The 18,216-nt window shown below is 61.4% G+C and carries 18 protein-coding genes; 12 read left to right on the top strand and 6 right to left on the bottom strand.

Annotated features, from left to right (window positions below; genetic code table 11):
• Positions 1–8: 8 nt before the first annotated feature.
• From QKB66_RS08100 to QKB66_RS08065, 8 genes are all read left to right on the top strand, one after another.
• Positions 9–1,391 (top strand): dipeptidase, encoded by a 1,383-nt coding sequence (locus QKB66_RS08100; RefSeq protein ID WP_414253065.1) that lies wholly within the window; start codon positions 9–11, stop codon positions 1,389–1,391.
• A 377-nt stretch (positions 1,392–1,768) separates the two neighbouring features.
• Positions 1,769–4,714: a Na+/H+ antiporter subunit A gene (locus QKB66_RS08095; RefSeq protein ID WP_414253064.1), complete on the top strand. Its 2,946-nt coding sequence runs from the start codon at positions 1,769–1,771 to the stop codon at positions 4,712–4,714.
• Positions 4,715–4,716: 2 nt separating this feature from the next.
• The gene (locus QKB66_RS08090; RefSeq protein WP_311518488.1) at positions 4,717–5,217 is read left to right on the top strand and encodes a Na(+)/H(+) antiporter subunit C; all 501 of its coding nucleotides are present in this window, start codon (positions 4,717–4,719) and stop codon (positions 5,215–5,217) included.
• Positions 5,210–6,982: a Na+/H+ antiporter subunit D gene (locus QKB66_RS08085; RefSeq protein ID WP_414253063.1), complete on the top strand. Its 1,773-nt coding sequence runs from the start codon at positions 5,210–5,212 to the stop codon at positions 6,980–6,982. Before QKB66_RS08090 ends, QKB66_RS08085 begins: the two co-directional genes overlap by 8 nt.
• Positions 6,982–7,500 carry a Na+/H+ antiporter subunit E gene (locus QKB66_RS08080; RefSeq protein WP_061924786.1) on the top strand — a complete coding sequence of 173 codons (519 nt, stop codon included), beginning with the start codon at positions 6,982–6,984 and terminating at the stop codon, positions 7,498–7,500. The genes QKB66_RS08085 and QKB66_RS08080 overlap by 1 nt, the downstream gene beginning before the upstream one ends.
• Positions 7,500–7,772 carry a monovalent cation/H+ antiporter complex subunit F gene (locus QKB66_RS08075; protein WP_061924789.1) on the top strand — a complete coding sequence of 91 codons (273 nt, stop codon included), beginning with the start codon at positions 7,500–7,502 and terminating at the stop codon, positions 7,770–7,772. The genes QKB66_RS08080 and QKB66_RS08075 overlap by 1 nt, the downstream gene beginning before the upstream one ends.
• The gene (locus QKB66_RS08070) at positions 7,772–8,152 is read left to right on the top strand and encodes a monovalent cation/H(+) antiporter subunit G (RefSeq protein WP_284841429.1); all 381 of its coding nucleotides are present in this window, start codon (positions 7,772–7,774) and stop codon (positions 8,150–8,152) included. Before QKB66_RS08075 ends, QKB66_RS08070 begins: the two co-directional genes overlap by 1 nt.
• Before the next feature lie 19 nt (positions 8,153–8,171).
• A complete protein-coding gene (locus tag QKB66_RS08065) occupies positions 8,172–9,458 on the top strand; it encodes a glycosyltransferase 87 family protein (protein ID WP_414253062.1) in 1,287 nt (428 codons plus the stop codon).
• A 7-nt stretch (positions 9,459–9,465) separates the two neighbouring features.
• Here the strand turns inward: QKB66_RS08065 and QKB66_RS08060 are convergent, their stop codons facing one another.
• From QKB66_RS08060 to QKB66_RS08050, 3 genes are all read right to left on the bottom strand, one after another.
• Positions 9,466–10,602 (bottom strand): glutamate--cysteine ligase, encoded by a 1,137-nt coding sequence (locus QKB66_RS08060; protein WP_414253061.1) that lies wholly within the window; start codon positions 10,600–10,602, stop codon positions 9,466–9,468.
• A gap of 107 nt (positions 10,603–10,709) precedes the next feature.
• Positions 10,710–11,486: a LytR C-terminal domain-containing protein gene (locus tag QKB66_RS08055; RefSeq protein WP_311518493.1), complete on the bottom strand. Its 777-nt coding sequence runs from the start codon at positions 11,484–11,486 to the stop codon at positions 10,710–10,712.
• A 17-nt stretch (positions 11,487–11,503) separates the two neighbouring features.
• Positions 11,504–11,767 (bottom strand): DUF3263 domain-containing protein, encoded by a 264-nt coding sequence (locus tag QKB66_RS08050; RefSeq protein ID WP_070432337.1) that lies wholly within the window; start codon positions 11,765–11,767, stop codon positions 11,504–11,506.
• Between the two features lie 16 nt (positions 11,768–11,783).
• On the opposite strand from QKB66_RS08050, the gene QKB66_RS08045 reads away from it, so the two are divergent.
• Genes QKB66_RS08045 through QKB66_RS08030 form a run of 4 tightly spaced genes read left to right on the top strand, consistent with a single transcriptional unit; the run spans position 11,784 to position 15,571 of the window.
• Positions 11,784–12,410, top strand: a complete 627-nt coding sequence (locus tag QKB66_RS08045; RefSeq protein WP_061924803.1) for a peptide deformylase — start codon at positions 11,784–11,786, stop codon at positions 12,408–12,410.
• A 52-nt stretch (positions 12,411–12,462) separates the two neighbouring features.
• On the top strand, positions 12,463–13,272 hold the full coding sequence (locus QKB66_RS08040) for a GNAT family N-acetyltransferase (RefSeq protein ID WP_311518494.1): 810 nt from the start codon (positions 12,463–12,465) through the stop codon (positions 13,270–13,272).
• A 3-nt stretch (positions 13,273–13,275) separates the two neighbouring features.
• The gene (locus QKB66_RS08035; RefSeq protein WP_248093061.1) at positions 13,276–14,085 is read left to right on the top strand and encodes an exodeoxyribonuclease III; all 810 of its coding nucleotides are present in this window, start codon (positions 13,276–13,278) and stop codon (positions 14,083–14,085) included.
• 16 nt (positions 14,086–14,101) lie between these two features.
• On the top strand, positions 14,102–15,571 hold the full coding sequence (locus QKB66_RS08030; protein WP_414253060.1) for a phospholipase D-like domain-containing protein: 1,470 nt from the start codon (positions 14,102–14,104) through the stop codon (positions 15,569–15,571).
• Between the two features lie 283 nt (positions 15,572–15,854).
• On the opposite strand, the gene QKB66_RS08025 is transcribed toward QKB66_RS08030, so the two are convergent.
• The 3 genes from QKB66_RS08025 to QKB66_RS08015 are packed head-to-tail and all read right to left on the bottom strand — an operon-like array spanning position 15,855 to position 18,130.
• Positions 15,855–16,625 (bottom strand): ABC transporter permease, encoded by a 771-nt coding sequence (locus QKB66_RS08025; protein ID WP_414253059.1) that lies wholly within the window; start codon positions 16,623–16,625, stop codon positions 15,855–15,857.
• Complete coding sequence (locus QKB66_RS08020; protein ID WP_248093058.1) at positions 16,625–17,590, bottom strand: ABC transporter ATP-binding protein; 966 nt, start codon at positions 17,588–17,590, stop codon at positions 16,625–16,627. The genes QKB66_RS08025 and QKB66_RS08020 overlap by 1 nt, the downstream gene beginning before the upstream one ends.
• A 30-nt stretch (positions 17,591–17,620) precedes the next feature.
• The gene (locus QKB66_RS08015) at positions 17,621–18,130 is read right to left on the bottom strand and encodes an NUDIX domain-containing protein (protein WP_248093167.1); all 510 of its coding nucleotides are present in this window, start codon (positions 18,128–18,130) and stop codon (positions 17,621–17,623) included.
• Between the last annotated feature and the right edge of the window lie 86 nt (positions 18,131–18,216).

Raw genomic sequence — 18,216 nt, 5'->3', positions numbered from 1 at the left:
TGGACAACATGACTGCTATTTCTGACTACATCGCAAATGATCGCGCGAATATCTTCGCGCAGCTCAAAGAACTCGTTTCTTTCAACTCCGTACACAACGAGCCGGGCCTCGAGGAAGAAGCCCAGAAGGCAGCGCAGTGGGTTGAAAAGACCCTTACTGACGCCGGCGTCAAGGTCGAGGCAATCAAGACTGCGGACGGTTCTACCGCGCTCGTCGGCAAGCGCGCCGGCAAAGAGGGTGCCAAGACCGTCCTGCTTTACTCCCACTACGACGTAGTCCCGGTCGGCCCACGCGAGCCATGGGAATCTGACCCGCTGACCCTGACCGAGCGCACTGCACCTTCCGGCGATACCCGTTGGTACGGCCGCGGCGCGGCAGACTGCAAGGGCAACATCGCCATGCACCTGGCCGCCCTGCGCGCTATCGATGCAAACGGTGGCACCGACCTCAACCTGACCTTCCTCATCGAGGGTTCTGAGGAACGCGGCGGCGAGGGCCTGTCCGCACTCATCGAGGAGCGCCCAGAGCTTTTCGCTGCCGACGCCATCCTCATCGCCGATGCCGGCAACGCCAAGGCTGGCCAGCCCACGCTGACCACCTCCCTGCGCGGCGGCGCGCAGATTTATGTCCAGGTAGACACCCTCGAAGCCGGCGTACACTCCGGCCAGTTCGGCGGCGCCGCTCCGGATGCCGTTAAGGCGCTGATGCGTGCGCTAGATTCCCTGAGCGACGAGCACGGCCGCACCACTATCGACGGCGTCGATTGCGCCGGCACGTGGCCGCTGGCTGAGGGCCAGACCACCGCTTATAAGCCGGAAGATTTCCGCACCGACGCGCAGATGCTTGAGGGCACCGAAATCATGGGCTCGCAAGATCCGGCCGGCGCCACCGAAATCGCCGACATGATCTGGGCACGCCCAGCCGTGACCGTCACCGGCTTTACCTCTACCCCAGTGGCCGAGGCCGTCAATGCCGTTCCATCTACCGCCGCTGCAAACCTGAACCTGCGCACCCCAGCCACCATGGATCCGCGCGCCACCGCCGAGGCCGTTGCCGAGCACCTGAAGAACCACGTTCCGTGGGGCGCTCACATCAAGGTCGACATTCTGGAGGCCAACCGCGGTTTCGAGACCGATCCTACAAAGCCAGCCGCAGCGCTGCTCGGCGAGTGCCTGGCTGAGGCATACGGCACTGCGACCAGCTCCCAGGGCATGGGCGGTTCCATCCCACTGACCGTGGAGCTGCAGGAAAAGCACCCGAACGCAGAGATCGCGCTTTTCGGCGTGGAGGATCCACAGGCCACCATCCACTCGGCAAACGAGTCCGTCGATCCAAACGAGATCGAAAAGATCGCCACCGCCGAGGCTTATTTCCTCCAGCGCTTCGCCTAATCGCGCGGCAGACCGCACAGCAGACGCTGTGGCTGCGTTGAACTCGTGGGGCTATTGAGGCTGTGTTCAGCCAAAATAGCCCTATATAATACTGCCTGATTAAGAATCAGTGACTTTTGCTGGTTATGCCGGTATAGTGGCCGTATTGGCTGCGCCAAATGTGATACGCCCCCTACTTTCTTTTAAGGCAGGGCGTTGACGCTGCCAGCGGCACCCCTCTAGCGGGGTTTCCTTTTCACAGTGGTTCATCAACCAGGCCTTTTCGGTGGCCTAGATGTCTTCATCGGCGCATGCTCGATTTCGTGTACATATGACGTCGCACGTGCGCCTAAAAATGCTCGCGCGTCTCCATCTTGCAAAGGAGATCCGGCTTAACTGTGATAGCAGTGCTGAGTGCTCTAATACTGGCCACAGTCCTCGCCCCATTTTTGATCTATTACTTGGGCAGGCCTGCCTTCAGCATTCTTGCCATCGCCCCAGGCGCGGGTTTTTTCTGGGTACTCAGCCAGCTAACAAACTCCACGTTCAATGACGGCAACTCGCTGCAGTACAACCTGGAATGGATGCCGGACGCCAACCTCAACATCACCCTGCGGATGGATGGGCTATCTGCACTGTTTAGCCTCATCATCTTAGGTATAGGTGCGCTCGTGCTTTTGTACTGCTGGGGCTACTTCGACCACAACCGTCGCCGCTTGGCCATGTTTGGCGCGCAGATGACGGCCTTTGCCACCGCCATGTTTGGCTTGGTGGTCTCAGACAACATCTTGATGATGTACGTCTTCTGGGAAATCACTTCCCTGCTTTCTTTCCTCCTCGTCAGCTACTACGGAGAACGAGCTTCCTCAAGGCATGCGGCCCAGCAGGCATTGATGATCACCACCCTTGGCGGCCTGGCCATGCTCATGGGCATCATTTTGCTGGGCCGACAGACCGGCCAGTGGACTTTTAGTGCACTCGCAGATTTCGAGCAGATCACACAGACGCCTTATATCACGATCGCTATCGTCCTGATCCTGGCCGGTGCGATCAGCAAATCCGCCATCGCTCCCGCCCATTTCTGGCTGCCCGGCGCCATGGCAGCACCAACACCGGTTTCGGCCTACCTGCACTCCGCCGCAATGGTTAAGGCAGGCATCTACCTGGTCACCCGCCTCGCCCCCGAACTACACGAGGTCGCCACCTGGCATCTCGTCATTATTCCGCTGGGTCTATTCACCATGCTGTTGGGCGGCTGGATGGCCCTAAAGCAGCGCGATCTCAAGCTAATTCTGGCCTATGGCACCGTCTCCCAGCTCGGTTTTATCACCTCCATCGTGGCCATCGGCTCCCGCGAGGCGCTGCAAGCAGGCCTGGCACTGACCTTCGCGCACTCGCTGTTCAAGGCTGCTTTGTTCATGATCGTCGGCGCCATTGACCACGCCTCGGGTACGCGCGACATCGCCAAGCTTTCCGGCCTTGGCCGCGCTAAACCGGGACTGTATCTGCTGGCCATCATCCCCGCGCTGTCCATGGCTGGTATCCCACCACTGCTGGGATTCGTGGCCAAGGAGGCAACGCTGGAGACCATCCTCCACGAGTCCCTCCTCGTGGGAATGCCGCGCAACATGCTGCTCGTCGGCGTCGTGGTGGGCTCTATGCTCACCATGGCTTATGCGCTGCGCTTCCTGTGGGGCGCCTTCGCCGTAAAGAAGGATAAAGACGGTGTGCGCCTGGGCACCTCCGAGGCCGTGGAGAACATGCACGCGCTCGCCCCGCTGCTGTGGATTCCGCCGGCAATCTTGACCGCGCTTACCATCTTCTTGGGCCTGCAGCCAACCCCGCTTTCCCTCGGTATCAACCAGCACCTGGACAATCTCTTCGGCCACCACGAGCACACCCATCTGGCGCTGTGGCACGGCATCACCATCCCACTGGGCCTGTCGCTGCTCATCGTGGTGGTCGGCATCATCGTGCACTGGCAGCGCAATGTGGTGGCCAAGTGGCAGTTCCAGTACCCGGCGCTAGGCTCAGCCGACGCCGCCTACGATTCCGTGCTCCAGGCCCTGCGCACTCTCTCGCTGCGCACCACCGCCTCCACCCAGCGCGGTTCGCTGCAGATGAACATGTCCATCATCTTCGGCACGCTCATGATCCTGCCGGTCATCATGCTGATCCGCGGCGATCTGACCAACGTGCACATGGAGGTGGCAGAAAATCCTTGGCAGGTAGTCGCCGCCGTCATCATCATGGTCGCGGCAATTGCGGCGACGGTGACCGATAACCGCCTCTCCGGCGTCATCATCGTCGGCGTGACCGGCTATGGTCTGTCCTTCATCTTCGCCCTGCACGGCGCACCGGACCTAGCACTAACCCAGCTGCTCGTGGAGACCATCATCATGGTGCTGTTCATGCTGGTGCTGCGCCGCATGCCGGCAAACACCGATTGGAAGCAAGACCCCAAGGTCTCGCGCCTGCGCGCCTGGCTTGCCGTCGGCGTTGGCCTTAGCGTGACCTTGGTGGGCATGTTCTCCATCAATGCCCGTCGCAGCGAGTCCATCTCCAGCTTCATGCCGGAGCTGGCCAAGGAAATCGGCCACGGCGCAAACACCGTCAACGTGCTGCTGGTGGACCTGCGTGCGTGGGATACTTTCGGCGAGATCACCGTCCTGGTCATTGCGGCCACCGGCATCGCCTCACTGATCTACCGCACCCAGTCCTTTACCCGCTCCTCGCGGCGTCCTACGCTGCGCGTGACTGGGCGTCGCTGGCTGGCGGCCGGTGCGGAATCCGAGCAGGCGCTGAACCGTTCGCTCATGGTGGACGTCACCACGCGCTTGCTCTTCCCCTCGATGATTGCGCTTTCGCTCTACTTCTACTTCTCCGGGCACAATGCGCCGGGCGGCGGCTTCGCCGGTGGCTTGGTGGCCGCGCTCGCGCTCATCCTGCGCTACCTCGCCGGCGGCCGCGCGGAGCTCGATGAAGCACTGCCAATCGACGGCGGGCGCACCATGGGCACCGGCCTGCTGATTTCGATCGCCTCGGTGGTAGTCCCCTTTGCCTTCGGCCATCCGCCGCTGACCACCGGCTACACCAAACTGTCGGTGCCGCTGGTGGGTGATGTCTCACTGCCTTCGGCCTTGGTCTTCGACGCCGGCGTCTACCTCATCGTCGTGGGGCTCACGCTTTACATCCTGAACTCGCTGGGCTCCAAGCTCGACGAAGAAGAGGACATGCGTAAGCAGCGCGCCCGCGACCGCGCCCGCTCCCTCGCGCGCCGTCAGCGCAACCGCGCCACGGCGCAATCCGCAAGCCGAGCAATGACCTCCGGAAAGGAGAAATAAACATGGAAGCAAACCTGTTCCTTCTCCTCGCCGCGGGCGTGCTGTGCGGTACCGGCGTCTACCTCATGCTGGACCGCGCGATGACCAAGATGCTGCTGGGCATTTTGCTGCTCGGTAACGGCGCCAACCTGCTCATGCTGCAGGCCGGCGGCAAGGCGGGTTCGCCGCCTATCGACGGCCGCGAGACCGCCCAGTATGGCGATCAAATCGCCGATCCCTTGGCCCAAGGCATGATTCTGACGGCGATCGTCATTTCCATGGCGCTCACCGGCTTCATCCTGACCCTGGCCTACCGCCAGTACCGCTACCGCACCGCCGACGTCATTGAGGATGACGCGGAAGATACCGCGATTGCAGCGATGGCCGCCCGCCCTGGCAATGTCGCGGCGGCACCGGACCACGATGCTTCCAATGACCCAGCCACCGGCCGCGCCACCAAGCAGGGCGACGCCTTTGGCCCCAACTTTTTCGAAGAGCCAGTAAAGGAGGCAAACGATGACTGAGACGCTGCTTCCGCTGGTTAACTTCCTGCTGCCCTATACCGGCTTCCTCATCCCCATGCCGGTGATAATCCCAGCACTGGCTGCGGCCCTGACCATGCTGTGCGCGCGCTTTACCGGCGTGCAGCGCCAGATCGCATTCTTCTCGCTGCTGTTGCTCGCCGCCGCGAACGCGCTACTGATCTTCATCGCCGATACGGCCGGCATTCAAACGCTCCAGGTGGGCGGCTGGGACGCGCCGGTGGGCATCACGCTGGTGGCTGACCGCCTTTCCGCCGTGATGCTGTTTACCTCGTCCGTAGTGCTGTTTTCGGTGATGTGGTACGCCATCTCGCAGGGTATTCGCGACGGTTCCAAGGACGAGCCGGTGGCGGTCTTCCTGCCCACGTACATGCTGCTAACCATGGGCGTGAATGTGTCCTTCTTGGCAGGCGATCTCTTCAACCTCTACGTCGGCTTTGAGATCTTCCTCGTGGCTTCCTACGTGCTGCTGACGCTGGGCGCTTCCCCGGCGCGCGTGCGCGCGGGCGTGGGCTACGTGATGGTTTCGATGGCTTCCTCACTGATATTCGTGCTGGCGCTGGGCTATATCTACGCCGCGGTCGGCACCATGAACATGGCGCAGATCGGGATGCGCATGGAGGAAATCCCGGCCGGTACCCGCACCGCTATTTTCTCGGTGCTGCTCATCGCCTTCGGCATCAAGGCCGCCGTCTTCCCGCTGGAGGCATGGCTGCCGGACTCCTACCCCACCGCGCCTTCGCTGGTGACGGCAGTCTTCGCGGGCTTGCTCACCAAGGTCGGCGTCTACGCGATTATCCGCGCCCGCACCTCCATCTTCACCGCTGGCGGGCTGGACCAGCTGCTCATGTGGGTTGCCCTCGCCACGATGCTGGTGGGTATCTTGGGCGCCATCGCGCAGTCCGACATCAAGCGCCTTTTGTCTTTTACCTTGGTCAGCCACATCGGCTACATGATTTTCGGCGTCTCGCTGGGCACTGCCGAGGGCCTGTCCGGTGCCATCTTCTACGCCGTGCACCACATTCTGGTCCAGACCGCACTGTTCCTGGTGGTCGGCCTCATCGAGCGCCAGGCCGGCACCTCTTCCCTGCGGCGCCTGGGCTCGCTGATCTATACCGCGCCGCTCATCGCCATCTTGTATTTCATCCCGGCGATGAACCTGGGCGGCATCCCGCCATTTTCCGGCTTCCTAGGCAAGGTCATCCTCCTGCAGGCCGGCGCCAACGAGGGTTCCTGGCAGGCCTGGGTGGTCATCGGCGGTGCCGTAGTGACCTCCCTGCTTACCCTCTACGTCATGGTTTTGGTCTGGTCCAAGGGCTTCCTGCGGGACCGCGCCGACGCCCCGGAAGGCAACATCGTGATGGCGCATCCATCGCCGCTTTCCGATGTCACGGATGTCGTCGAATTCGACGAGCGCCAAGACGTCGGCCGCGTGCCCTTTGGCATGCTGGCTTCCACCTGCCTGCTGGTGCTGGCCTCAGTGTCCATCACCTTCCTGGCCGGACCGATCTCCGGCGTGACCAGCCGCGCCGCCGAATCTGCGCAGGATGATTCCATCTACCGCTACGCGGTTTTGGGCGATAACGCGGATAACCCCACCCGGCACAAGAACCAGAAGGATCGCTACACCAACGAGCAGGATTCTTTTGAAGTACGCCGAGCCCCCATCAAGGACCCAGCTCCGGCGGTAGAGACTGCACCGCAGGAGCAGCCAAAATCAAGGACCACTGAAAGCGAGGCGAAGTAATGAAATTTGCTGGACTCCGCCACCGCTTCCGCCCCTGGTTCATCGCGTGGATCACCGCCATGTGGTGCCTACTCATGGGCGAGGTCACCGTAGCCAACCTAGTTGGCGGACTACTGGTGGGCCTGTTCGTGGTGCTTGCGCTGCCACTGCCTGCCATGCCGATTGCCGAGCTGAAGGTCTCCTGGGGCAAGCTAGCCTTATTCATGGTGGGCTGGACCATCGACCTATTCCACGCCTCGTTCAAGGTGGCCTGGCTGGCGGTGCGCCCGCAAGATCCACCGAAGACGGCCATCCTCGAGCTGCCGATGCGCCTGGACAGCGAGTTTATCTTGTCTCTGGCGGTTAGCCTGTACAACCTGCAGCCAGGCGGCACGGTAACCGACATCGACATCGCCAACCGCATGCTGACCATCCACGTCCTGGACGCGGCGTCGGAAGCCGCTTTAGAGCGCGAAATCGCGAACGTCGCGGGGCTCGAAGCAAGCATGATTGAGATTTTTGAAAGGAGCCACCCCTAATGGATCCCCAGCTTTATGACATTCTTCTGGGCGTTGCCGCCGGCATCTTGGTCGTGGCCTTCCTGATTACCACCTGGCGGATTATCACCGGCCCGAATTCGCTGGACCGCCTAGTGGGCATGGACGGGTTCGTGGCCATGTTCCAATGCGCGATGGCCGCCTATATTTGTTGGACGCTGAACACCTCGGTGGTCTCCGCGATGCTGGTCGTGGCCCTTTTGGGATTTATCTCCACCGTGTCTGTCACCAGATTCCGAAAGAGGGATGCCTAGTGAGCTATCACCTTTTCGCCGACATCATCTCGATCATCTTGATCCTCGCCGGTGCGCTTTTGGTGCTGGCAGCCGCAATCGGCGTCGCGCGCTTTCCCGACACCATGTCGCGCGTGCATGCCATTTCTAAGCCGCAAACGACAGGTCTCATCTTGAGCATCCTGGGTGCATTCTTCCGCGTCACCGGCGCAGATTCCTTCGGCCCGGCAGAGCGTGGCGATCTGGGAATCCTGTTGTTACTGGTACTGTTTGCCATGATTACAAGTCCCGTAACGGCGCAGCGCACTTCCCGTATTGCACGCCGCGAGGGCCTCTACGGGTCGCCGGAACACATGTCCCGAAACGACAAACCAGCAACCCGTTCTTTGCGTAAGAAATAACCTTTGAAGGGAACAGCAGGTGAAAAAGCTCTACGGCTTGCCCACGTTGGCTACTGCCCTGACGGCCTTCGCCGCCTTCGTGATTTACCGCTTCAACGTCTCGGATGAGCGCGGGCGCGCCTTCTTTGGCAGGATTCCCTTCGACCTGAAGATCTACCAGCTCGCCGGCGCCGACGTGAAGGCGGGCGGCGATCTTTACGACGCCCCGTATATCCACAACTTTCCTTTCACCTACCCGCCGTTCGCGGGCTGGTTCTTCGAGTGGATGGCTGATTTTTCCAACCATGGCCTGATGGTGACTTGGCAGTGGATCACGGGCATCGCTCTTTTCGCCGTTATCATGCTGGTCATCCGCGAGCGTGGCTACAAGATGGGCCCAGCCTCTTGGTTCGTAGGCCTCGCGCTGCTTATCAGCAGCTTGGCTACTGATCCGGTAAACGGCACCTTCTTCTATGGCCAGATCAACATCCTTTTGATGTTCCTGGTCTCCCTCGACCTGCTGCCGCGTAAGTTGCGCCTGCCTGGCATCGGCATCGGCCTTGCCGCTGGCATGAAACTAACGCCTGCTTTCATGGGCCTGGTTTTGTTATTCCAGAAGCGCTGGTGGTCCGCCTTCGCTTGCGTATTTACCTTCTTCTTTACCGTCTACGTGGGCGTGCGGACGATCCCCGATGCCCGGGATTTCTGGACGGATAAGATGTTCAATTCTGATCGCGTGGGCAACCTGGACCACCCCGGTGCGAAGTCATTGCGCTCGATCATCGCGCGTCTCAACGGCGAAGAGAACACCGCGCTGTGGGTCCTGGCCGTGGTCATCGTGGTGATGGTGACCATGCTGGCGCTGCGCACCGCCTGGATCAATAAGAATTCCTCCGCCGCGCTGGCGCTAGCGGGCTTGGCCACCTGCTTGGTCTCGCCCTTTTCCTGGTACCACCACTTCGTCTGGGTAGTACCGCTCGGCGTATGGGTGATGCTGGTGGTCAATGAGGCCGTCGGCAAGCGTCTGCCCTCCTTCTGGGGCGCGCAGCTGGCGGGCCTGGCATCCTTCGTGGCGTTGCTGCTCGTGGAGCTGCCCTTCGTCTCCCCACCGGTGTGGCGCTTGATGTCCTCCCATGGCCTAGAGGCCATGGAGAACCTGCATCCGTGGGCATGGTTGCTGTGGCCTTTTGCCTGCTTCCTCTACATCGCAGTTTATGGCATTTGGGGGTGCTTCCCGCACGGCATGCCATCCGGCAAGCATGCTGCACGCCAGAGTAACGTGGCGGACTACCCCACCGAGGTGCGCATTCCGGTAGTGCGCAAGTAGGCCGCACCTAGAGCGGACGGAGGCTGTCCATCTCCTTACTCGTGGCCTCCACGACCTTCTGCCAACTGCCGGTCTCCTCGTAGAGGCAACGCTGGCGTTCATAGCCGGCCCCGTGCTCGATGATTTCGTGGATGAGCCGCAGCTCGGCCTCGCAGCCCAGCTCGCGAGCCAGAGGAGTTAGCTCCTCGACCAAGTCAACCAACTCGTCTTTAACCCAGCGTTCATCCGTGGCACGAGAGGTAATCACCAAGGCGTCCATGCCATAGCGGGCGGCGCGCCACTTATTCTCAGCCACGTGCCACGGCTGCAGCGTGGGCAGCTCCTGATCTGTATCAAGCATGCGGTCATAGTGGACCACCAAGCAATGCGTGAGCGCGACGATGGCCGAAAGCTCCCGGAGATTAGAAGAGGCATCCGAGATACGCACCTCGATGGTGCCCCACTTCGCCGCCGGGCGAATATCGAAGTGCATCGAGCCGGTGTGGTTGATAACGCCGGAGATGGCTTGATCCCGCATATAGTCCTGCCACTCGCGCCAATCCGCAAACTGATAAGGCATGCCGGCGGTGGGCAGCTGCTGATAGAGCATGGTGCGGTTGGAAGCATAACCAGTATCCATGCCCTCCCAGCCTGGCGAGCAGGCAGAGATTGCAAGCAGGTGCGGATACTTGGTCATCAGCGCATTGATGATGGGCCACACGCGGTCTTCGTGGCGGATACCCACGTGCACGTGAGTTCCCCACAGCAGCATCTGCTTGCCCCAGTACTGGGTGCGGTTGATGATCTCGGAGTAGCTTGCCTTATCCGAGACAGGGTTCTCGCGGTAGTCCGTGAAAGGGTGCCCGCCGGAGGCCCACAAGACCACGCCCATCTCTTGAGCAGCGGCACGCACATGCTCTAGCTTGTGCGACAAATCCGCGATTGCTTCCGGCACCGTGTGGCAAATTCCGGTTACCAGTTCCACGGTGTTTTGGAGGAATTCCTTCTCCAGCTGGATTTCGGGCGCGGCCGCCTGCACGCGGTCAATCAGCTCGGCGCCGCGTGGGACCAGATCCCAAGAGTGCGGATCGACGAGGGCTACTTCCCATTCAACGCCCAAGGTGGGCCCGGCCGAACGGGTGAAGGATTCTTCCGGAATGTTCACCCTTGTGAGTCTATCCGCAGCAAGGCCCAGCTAGAGCATTTTCTTATACATTAAATGCACGGTGGATTTTGTCTTTTATTCCACCGTGCATCTATCTTGCGAATCTTTTAGGCCTGCGGGATGGCCAGAACCGCAACGACTGCGTTGCCCTTGGTGAATTCAGCCTTGAGCTCTGCCGGGTACTCGGCGATGGCGCCCTCCGGGATGGACTGCGCGCCGTAGAGCTGCGCTGCGGTCTCGCGTGCGAGGCTCTCTGCGTCCTTATCGCCTGCCGGGAAGTAGACGGTGGTCTGCGGAACGGTGAGGATGTCACCGGCCAGGTTGCCCACCTCGCCGATCTTGAAGCCCTTCTCCTTCAGCTTGTCTGCCTGCTCTGCAGCGAAGTTCGCGCGGCCGGAGTTGTTGAATACGTTGACCGGGATGTCCTTGGCTGCGCGCTCGACGCCTGCGGCGCCCTCTGCCCCCGCAGCACCGGCAGCGGCACCGTCCTTGTTGGCTGCTTCACGGCCGGCTGCATCCTGGCCTTCCTTGGCAGGCTGTCCGGCTGCGTCTTGGCCAGCCTTGGCATCCTGCGTGCCCGGCGCGGCACTGCCGGCAGCACCCGGCTGCGCAGATGGGCTGCCCTGTGCGCCGGGCTCGCCCTCGGCGGGAGCAGGCAGCGTGGCGACGCCGGTGCTGCCGGTCTGGGCAGTATCGGTGGAGTCTTTGGAGGTCAGCGTGTACAGGCCCCACATGCCGAGCATGACAGCAACGGCAATGAGCACCATTGCGAAGCCGCGCAGCGGTAGGCCGCTAGACGAGCTGCGGTGCGCACCCGCCTTTGAGCCCTGTGAGCCCTGTGTGGAGGTGGATTCTGCTGCTTTATCTGAATTCACATTAGTCACAGCAGCAACCCTAGTCTCTAATTAGGGAGATCTGGTGCATCCTCCCGCGCGGCGCGCCGCGCCTCCTGACGGCCATCCCGCACGCGCCGCAAACGCGCAACCAGCACCGGATAGGCCTCGGCGGCAGCGGGGGCATCGAGAAGCACGTTCAAGCGCTGGTGATAACGCACCGGCGAGATATCCAGCTCCGCGCGAATGGCCTCTTCCTTAGGCCCGATACCGCGCGGGGCATGCGATTCGAACTCCAAAATGGCCGCGTCTAGGTCTGACAAGGATTGCATGCCTAAACTGTAGGGCATGACTATTCGCCCCATCGTTATCCACGGCGACCCGGTTCTGCACAATCCCACCGAGCCGGTCACTGAGCCCATCGACTCCCCAGAGCTGCAGCAGCTCATCGCCGATATGTACGAGACCATGGACGTCGCCCATGGCGTCGGCCTTGCCGCCAACCAGGTAGGAGTGAACAAGCGCCTGTTTGTCTACCACTGCCCTGACACCGACGGCCCAAACGGCAGCGCCAAGCAGCTTGGCGCTGGAGAAAGCGGCATGCGCAAGGGCTGCGTCATCAACCCGGTGCTGGAGACCTCCGAGATCCCCGAGGGCATGCCTGCCGACGACGGCTCCGAGGACGAAGGCTGCCTCTCCGTGCCCGGTGAGGGCTTCCCCACCGGCCGCGCCGACTGGGCCCGCGTTACAGGCAAGGACGAGCACGGCAACGACATTTCCATCGAAGGATATGGATTCTTCGCGCGCATGCTCCAACACGAAACCGGCCACCTGGACGGTTACGTCTACACCGACGTGCTCACCGGCCGCTTCAAACGCCAGGCCAAGAAAACCATCAAGCGCAACGGTTGGACCGAGGCCGGCTGGACCTGGATGCCAGGCGAGGACGAGGATCCCTTCGGCCACGGTGCGTAAATAGGCTGCGCCCCTAATCGCCCCTAATCGCCCCTAATCGCCCTTAATCGACATGAGCTACATCTTCCGTTCTGATGCCGTCAGCGTCGGCGACCGCGTGGTTGCCCGGCGCGAATTCAGCGGCACCCACTCCGATGTCATCGGCCATGTGCTGAGCACCTCGCCGCTTGTCATCCGGCCGCAGGCGGTGGGCGGCTACCCTTCCGACTTGGAGGCGGTAGAAATCCCCGCCGAGCAGCTGAAGATCATCAAGAAGCTCTCGCCGCGCACGGTGCGCAACTCCGATATCCGCGCCGTCGAGGTGGCCGCCGCGGCAGCGCGCGGCGGGACGAAAGTCTGGACCAATGATGGCCAATGGCTCATGCGCTTCGGCGAAGGCACCGATTCCGCCATTCCTCTGGGCCCCTCCGCAGGTTTTATGCCCGCGCCCATGGAAGAAATCGACGCCTTCTACGCCGAGCACAACCTGCCCACCCGCCTGGCCATTCCGGAGCGCATCGGCAAGGCGGCATTGCGCGTACTCGATAACGCGCCCGCGGCATGGCAGCTCGAGCCCGAAGTCCTCGTGCTTACCCGCTCCCTAGACACTGCGAGCGCCGAGCCACACCTTGACTCCGCGCTTTTCGACGCCACGCTCAGCCAATCCGGCGACGAGCGCGTGTGGCTGGGAATCTCGCTGCTTGGCAACGCCACCCCCTCACAGCTGGAGGCGCTTTTGGCCTGGGGCAAAGCAAACGGTGCGGAGAATGCATTCGTGGAGGTGGAGGCGTCGGAAAGCGCGGCGGTGGCCCTACTTAGTGAAATCGGGTTCCTAGAACACCATCGCCGTAGGTATGCCGTGCGCAAAGGCGGTACCCTGTAGTCCATGCGCATAGCCACATGGAACATCAACTCGGTCCGCACCCGCGTGCAGCGGGCGGTAGACCTGCTGGCCAAACACGACATCGACGTGTTGTGCCTGCAGGAGACCAAGGTTGCCGACGAGAAGTTCCCCGTCATGGAATTCGAAGCCGCCGGCTACCACGTCACCCATCACGGGCTGAACCAGTGGAACGGCGTGGCCATCGTCTCCAAGGCGGAGCCGGAGGAAGTCTTCTACTCCTTCCCCGGCCAGCCAGGCTTTGCCAAGGACCCAGAAAAGCCGCAGGAATTGGAAGCCCGTGCGGTGGGCGCGCGGATTCGCGGCGTAGAGATCTGGTCGCTCTATGTGCCCAATGGCCGCGAAATCACCGACCGCCACTACGACTACAAGCTGCGCTTCCTCTACGCTCTGGCGCACTACAGCGAGAGCCGCGCGCAGTCGAAGCTGCTGCTCACCGGCGATTTCAACATCGCCCCGCGCGATGAGGACGTCTGGGATATCGAGGCCTTCCGCGGCAAGACCCACGTTACGGAGCCAGAGCGTGCGGCCTTCCAGATGCTGGAGGAGGCAGGCCTAGAGGAAGTTACGCGGCGTTTTACGGAAGAGCAGCGCTGGACCTACTTTGACTACAAGTCGATGCGCTTTCAGAAGAACGAGGGCATGCGCATCGATTTCCAGCTGGCTTCGAAGTCCTTGGCCGCAACGGTGGAATCTGCGCAGGTAGACATGGTAGAACGCGCCGGCGACAAGACCTCTGACCACTGTCCGCTGCTGGCAGATTTCAATCTGCCTGACTTCGATTCGGTGCGTTAGGAGCACCTACTGGGGCATGGACTTCTCACTAAACATCGATCTTTCTTTCTGGCAGCTGTTTTTCCTCATCTTGGACTACGGCATCAAAATCTTGGCCATCGGATTTGTGCCCGAAGGCCGCCGACCCTCGAGCTCCACCGCCTGGCTGCTGGCTATTTTGCTGCTGCCCATCTTGGGCCTGCCGCTGTTCTTACTGATGGGCTCGCCATATATCAATCGCCGCCGCCACCGCATCCAGCAGGAGGCCCATGACCTGCTGGAAGACGTCACGGCAAGTACGCCGAATCATCCGCTGGGCAGGCTTTCCCCGGAGGTAGAATCCGTCATTGCGCTCAATCGCAATCTAACGGGTTTCCCGGCGCTCGTGGGCCACAATCGTGGCATTTACGCCGACTACGACGAGGCAATACGCGCGATTTCCGACGCCGTCGACCGGGCTGAGAAATACGTCTACATCGAGATTTATATCCAATCCTGGGACGAGGCCACCGATGTCTTCTACCAGGCTCTCAAACGCGCCCGCTCGCGAGGCGTGGAAGTCAAGCTGCTTTTAGACCAGATTGGCAGCCTGAAGTACCACGGCTATTGGAAATTCGGCCGGCGCCTTAGCGCCATCGGCGTCGACTGGCACTTGATGCTGCCGCTGCAGCTGCACAAGCTTCGTTTCCGCCGCCCCGACCTGCGTAACCACCGCAAATTGGTCATCATCGACGGCCAAACGGGCTTTCTGGGCTCGATGAACATGATTAAGCGCAGCTACCGCACCAAGGACCGCTACTGGGTGGACTACATGGTAGAGCTCACCGGCCCGGTGGTCACCTCCATGTCGGCGGTCTTTGCGGTGGACTGGTACCTGGAATCAGAAGAAGCACTTTCTTTGGAGCCGCTGCCTTACGACGACGCGGATACCGAGGACTCCAACTTCCTCCAGCTCATCCCGTCCGGCCCGGGTTACACCACGGAGCCGAACCTGCGCATGTTCAACTCACTGGTGCACCACGCCAAAGACCGCCTGGTAATGGTTTCGCCTTATTTCGTGCCCGATGAATCTTTGATGGAGGCGGTCACCACTGCCTGCTATCGCGGCGTGGACGTGGAGCTTTATGTCTCGGCCAAGGCGGACCAGTTCATGGTCAACCACGCGCAGTCCTCCTACTACCAGGCACTTTTGGAGGCAGGGGTGCGGATCTTCCAATTCCCAGAGCCTTTCGTGCTGCATTCGAAGTTCATCATGACGGACCCAGACGAGCCGGGCCGCCACCCGCTGTGCATGTTCGGCTCCTCGAATATGGACATGCGTTCTTTCGGTTTGAACTACGAATCCACGATGCTGGTGGCCAAGGGCAACTTATTGGCGGAGTTTAACCAGCTTGCTAGCAACTACCGCGCGGTGTGCCATGAGCTAACCTTGGAAGAGTGGAACGAGCGCGGCTTCGCGCGCCGTTACATCGACAACGTGATGCGCCTGACCTCGGCGCTGCAATAGCGCCGCCGGAGCCGTCAGCGCCGCTTGGGCCGCCCTCCCCCGCACACTGCCTGCGCTCCCGTCGCGTTTGGCCCCTTCCCACACCAAATACCCAGACCTGGAAATGCAGCTCTCCGGTGGATTAAGGGGCGTCGGCAAGCGCAGCGATCCACGAACAGGAGGTCTGGGTTTTCAGCCCTGGGTAGATAGCCAATTGGTGAGGAAGCACGCCGTTAATGGCGACGAGCGGCAAAAGGCGCTGTTGAAGACAACAGCGCCAGGGTAGCCAGGAGTGGCTAAGAGATCATGCGTCTCGCTTTTCAAGCACAAAGACGCCGAGGATCCACAGCGCTACCGCCCAAACGATGAAGACGATAGCGCTTCCCGCCGAGGAATCCCATGGGACGTTTTCCGGCACCTTGTCCTCGGCCCAGTTACCGAAGGCGGAAAATGGCATGTAGGGGATGAGGTCGTCGCCGACCTTTGGAATCAGGCGCACGACGTTTTCCAGACCCAGGTACAAAATCAGGGACAGCGCCACGGTGCCAGCAGTCTGGCGCAGCAGCCAGCCCAAGCCCTGCACAAAGATCACGACCATAAAGCCCAGCAGCGGGAACATCCACAGGGAACGCTTACCAGCATCCTCCTTGAAAGGCTCGTAAAGTTCCTTCACGGAGTCCGGCGCTAGCATCTCCGAGAGGAAGTAGATCAGCACCAGAGCCAGGAACATGATTACGGCCGCAATAACGCCGTACAAGAGCACCTTCACTAAAGCCACGATGCTGCGGTTAGGGTTTGACATGTACACGGTGGATTGCAGGCCGAAGCGATACTCAGTGGTAACCACCATGATGGCTTGGATCATGATGATCGGGATAACCAGCGCCAAGAGGATGGAGTTCATTCCCTGCGCCGTGAGCGGGCTGACGGGGAAGGCCGGATCTACTTCAGGCGCATTGAGGGAATTAAGCAGCGCCCAACCGATCGACAGGATGAAAATGAGGCCGGTGGTCCAGTAGAAGGACTTTGTAGTGCAAAGCTTGGTCCACTCGGCGCGCAGGGTGTTAACAAACATTAGTTCTGCTCCTCCTGTGCGATGTTTTGGTTGGTTGCCGGAGCACCTGGGGTGCTGGCGTGGTACTGCACGTCCTCGCCGGTCATGCGCATGAAGGCATCCTCCAGGGAAGCGCGCTTCAGGCTCAGCTCGTTGAGCGGAACGCCGGTGGAGTATGCCAGCTGGCCAATGAAGTCGGTGCTGACGTCGTTGATGATGAGGGTCTGACGGCCTTCCTCGTCGGTGCCCGCGATATAGGCCACGTCGGCTTCACGCAGCGCGCCACCGAACTCTTCGAGGTGGTCAGAGCGCACGATGACGGAGGAATCCGAGTGCTGCTTCACGAAGTCATAGGTGGACTCGTTAGCCACCAGGCGGCCACGGCCGATGACCACGAGGTGGTCTGCGGTCATGGACATCTCCGACAACAGGTGGGAGGAAATCAGTACGGTGCGGCCCTCTGCCGCGAGCGCGCGGACCAGGGAGCGCACCCAGCGAATGCCTTCTGGGTCGAGGCCGTTGACCGGCTCGTCCAGGATGAGGATTCCCGGGTCACCCAGCAGGGCGCCGGCCAGGCCGAGGCGCTGGCCCATGCCGAGGGAGAAACCGCCGGCCTTTTTACCGGCGACGTCGGAAAGCCCAACCAGCCCCAGCACCTCATCCACGCGGGAGGTAGGAATGCCGTTGGACTGCGCCATCCACTTCAGGTGGTTGGCCGCGGTGCGGTTCGGGTGCACGGCCTTGGCGTCGAGCAGCGCGCCGACCTCCCGCAGCGGGTTCTTCAGCTCGCGGTAGGCCTTGCCGTTAATACGGGCCTGGCCCGCCGTGGGGCTATCCAGACCCAGAATCATGCGCATGGTCGTCGACTTGCCCGCACCGTTCGGACCTAGAAAGCCGGTCACGATGCCTGGCTCCACCTTAAAGGTGAGGTCGTCTACTGCACGGACAGACTTATATTGTTTCGTCAGTCCCTCAACTTCAATCATGCTGTCAAGGGTGCCATAGTTTCAGCTTCCTCACCGAGGTTGGCCCGCGATAAAGGCACGCAAGGAGGGAATGGCCTCACGAAATGCCCCCAACAGAGGTAAATTTTCCACCTCGTCCAGGTGCACCCAGCGCAGCTCGTTGGACTCTTCGTTGGCAATAACGTCCAACGGCTCATCGTCGCAGGTGCGTGCGATGACGGTGGTATAGGTCCAGTTGCCTGGCAGCTCGCCCACTGCGGGATAGGGCCCGGCGGTGACGCGCTCGCCGAGCACCAGGACGTCGGCAGGCGCGATGGCGCATTCCTCCTCCGTTTCCCGCAGTGCAGCCGCAACGGCGCTTTCGTGGAAATCCCGCGCGCCGCCGGGAATGCCCCAAGTGCCGCCGTGGTTGGTCCACTCCGCACGGTGCTGGAGCAGCACGCGCTCGCCGGCAAGGAGGAAAAGTCCGGCCGCGCCAAACTTGCCCCATAGCTTTATCCCGCCCGGGCCGGCTGCCCAGCCATCGCCACTTATGTGCTCTCCTTGCTTCATGGCGCCCATCCTACGATCCTCTCGCTGCATGCGACAGTGTGCAGCGACAGCGCGCAGCGGTGGCGTGCATCACCAAAGCGGCGCGGAACTGCGCT

The sequence above is a fragment of the Corynebacterium sp. c25Ua_89 genome (assembly GCF_047459735.1).
Taxonomy (GTDB): Bacteria; Actinomycetota; Actinomycetes; order Mycobacteriales; family Mycobacteriaceae; genus Corynebacterium; species Corynebacterium simulans.
The sequence above is the reverse complement of the archived record's forward strand: the minus strand, read 5'-3'. Positions and strand labels throughout refer to the sequence as shown.

What these genes read in the sequence shown, in the direction of transcription:
- QKB66_RS08100 (WP_414253065.1), top strand. Translation starts at nt 9, where the DNA reads ATGACTGCTATTTCTGACTACATCGCAAATGATCGCGCGAATATCTTC.
- QKB66_RS08090 (WP_311518488.1), top strand. Translation starts at nt 4,717, where the DNA reads ATGGAAGCAAACCTGTTCCTTCTCCTCGCCGCGGGCGTGCTGTGCGGT.
- QKB66_RS08085 (WP_414253063.1), top strand. Translation starts at nt 5,210, where the DNA reads ATGACTGAGACGCTGCTTCCGCTGGTTAACTTCCTGCTGCCCTATACC.
- QKB66_RS08080 (WP_061924786.1), top strand. Translation starts at nt 6,982, where the DNA reads ATGAAATTTGCTGGACTCCGCCACCGCTTCCGCCCCTGGTTCATCGCG.
- QKB66_RS08075 (WP_061924789.1), top strand. Translation starts at nt 7,500, where the DNA reads ATGGATCCCCAGCTTTATGACATTCTTCTGGGCGTTGCCGCCGGCATC.
- QKB66_RS08050 (WP_070432337.1), bottom strand. Translation starts at nt 11,767, where the DNA reads ATGCAATCCTTGTCAGACCTAGACGCGGCCATTTTGGAGTTCGAATCG.
- QKB66_RS08045 (WP_061924803.1), top strand. Translation starts at nt 11,784, where the DNA reads ATGACTATTCGCCCCATCGTTATCCACGGCGACCCGGTTCTGCACAAT.
- QKB66_RS08040 (WP_311518494.1), top strand. Translation starts at nt 12,463, where the DNA reads ATGAGCTACATCTTCCGTTCTGATGCCGTCAGCGTCGGCGACCGCGTG.
- QKB66_RS08035 (WP_248093061.1), top strand. Translation starts at nt 13,276, where the DNA reads ATGCGCATAGCCACATGGAACATCAACTCGGTCCGCACCCGCGTGCAG.
- QKB66_RS08030 (WP_414253060.1), top strand. Translation starts at nt 14,102, where the DNA reads ATGGACTTCTCACTAAACATCGATCTTTCTTTCTGGCAGCTGTTTTTC.
- QKB66_RS08025 (WP_414253059.1), bottom strand. Translation starts at nt 16,625, where the DNA reads ATGTTTGTTAACACCCTGCGCGCCGAGTGGACCAAGCTTTGCACTACA.
- QKB66_RS08020 (WP_248093058.1), bottom strand. Translation starts at nt 17,590, where the DNA reads ATGATTGAAGTTGAGGGACTGACGAAACAATATAAGTCTGTCCGTGCA.
- QKB66_RS08015 (WP_248093167.1), bottom strand. Translation starts at nt 18,130, where the DNA reads ATGGGCGCCATGAAGCAAGGAGAGCACATAAGTGGCGATGGCTGGGCA.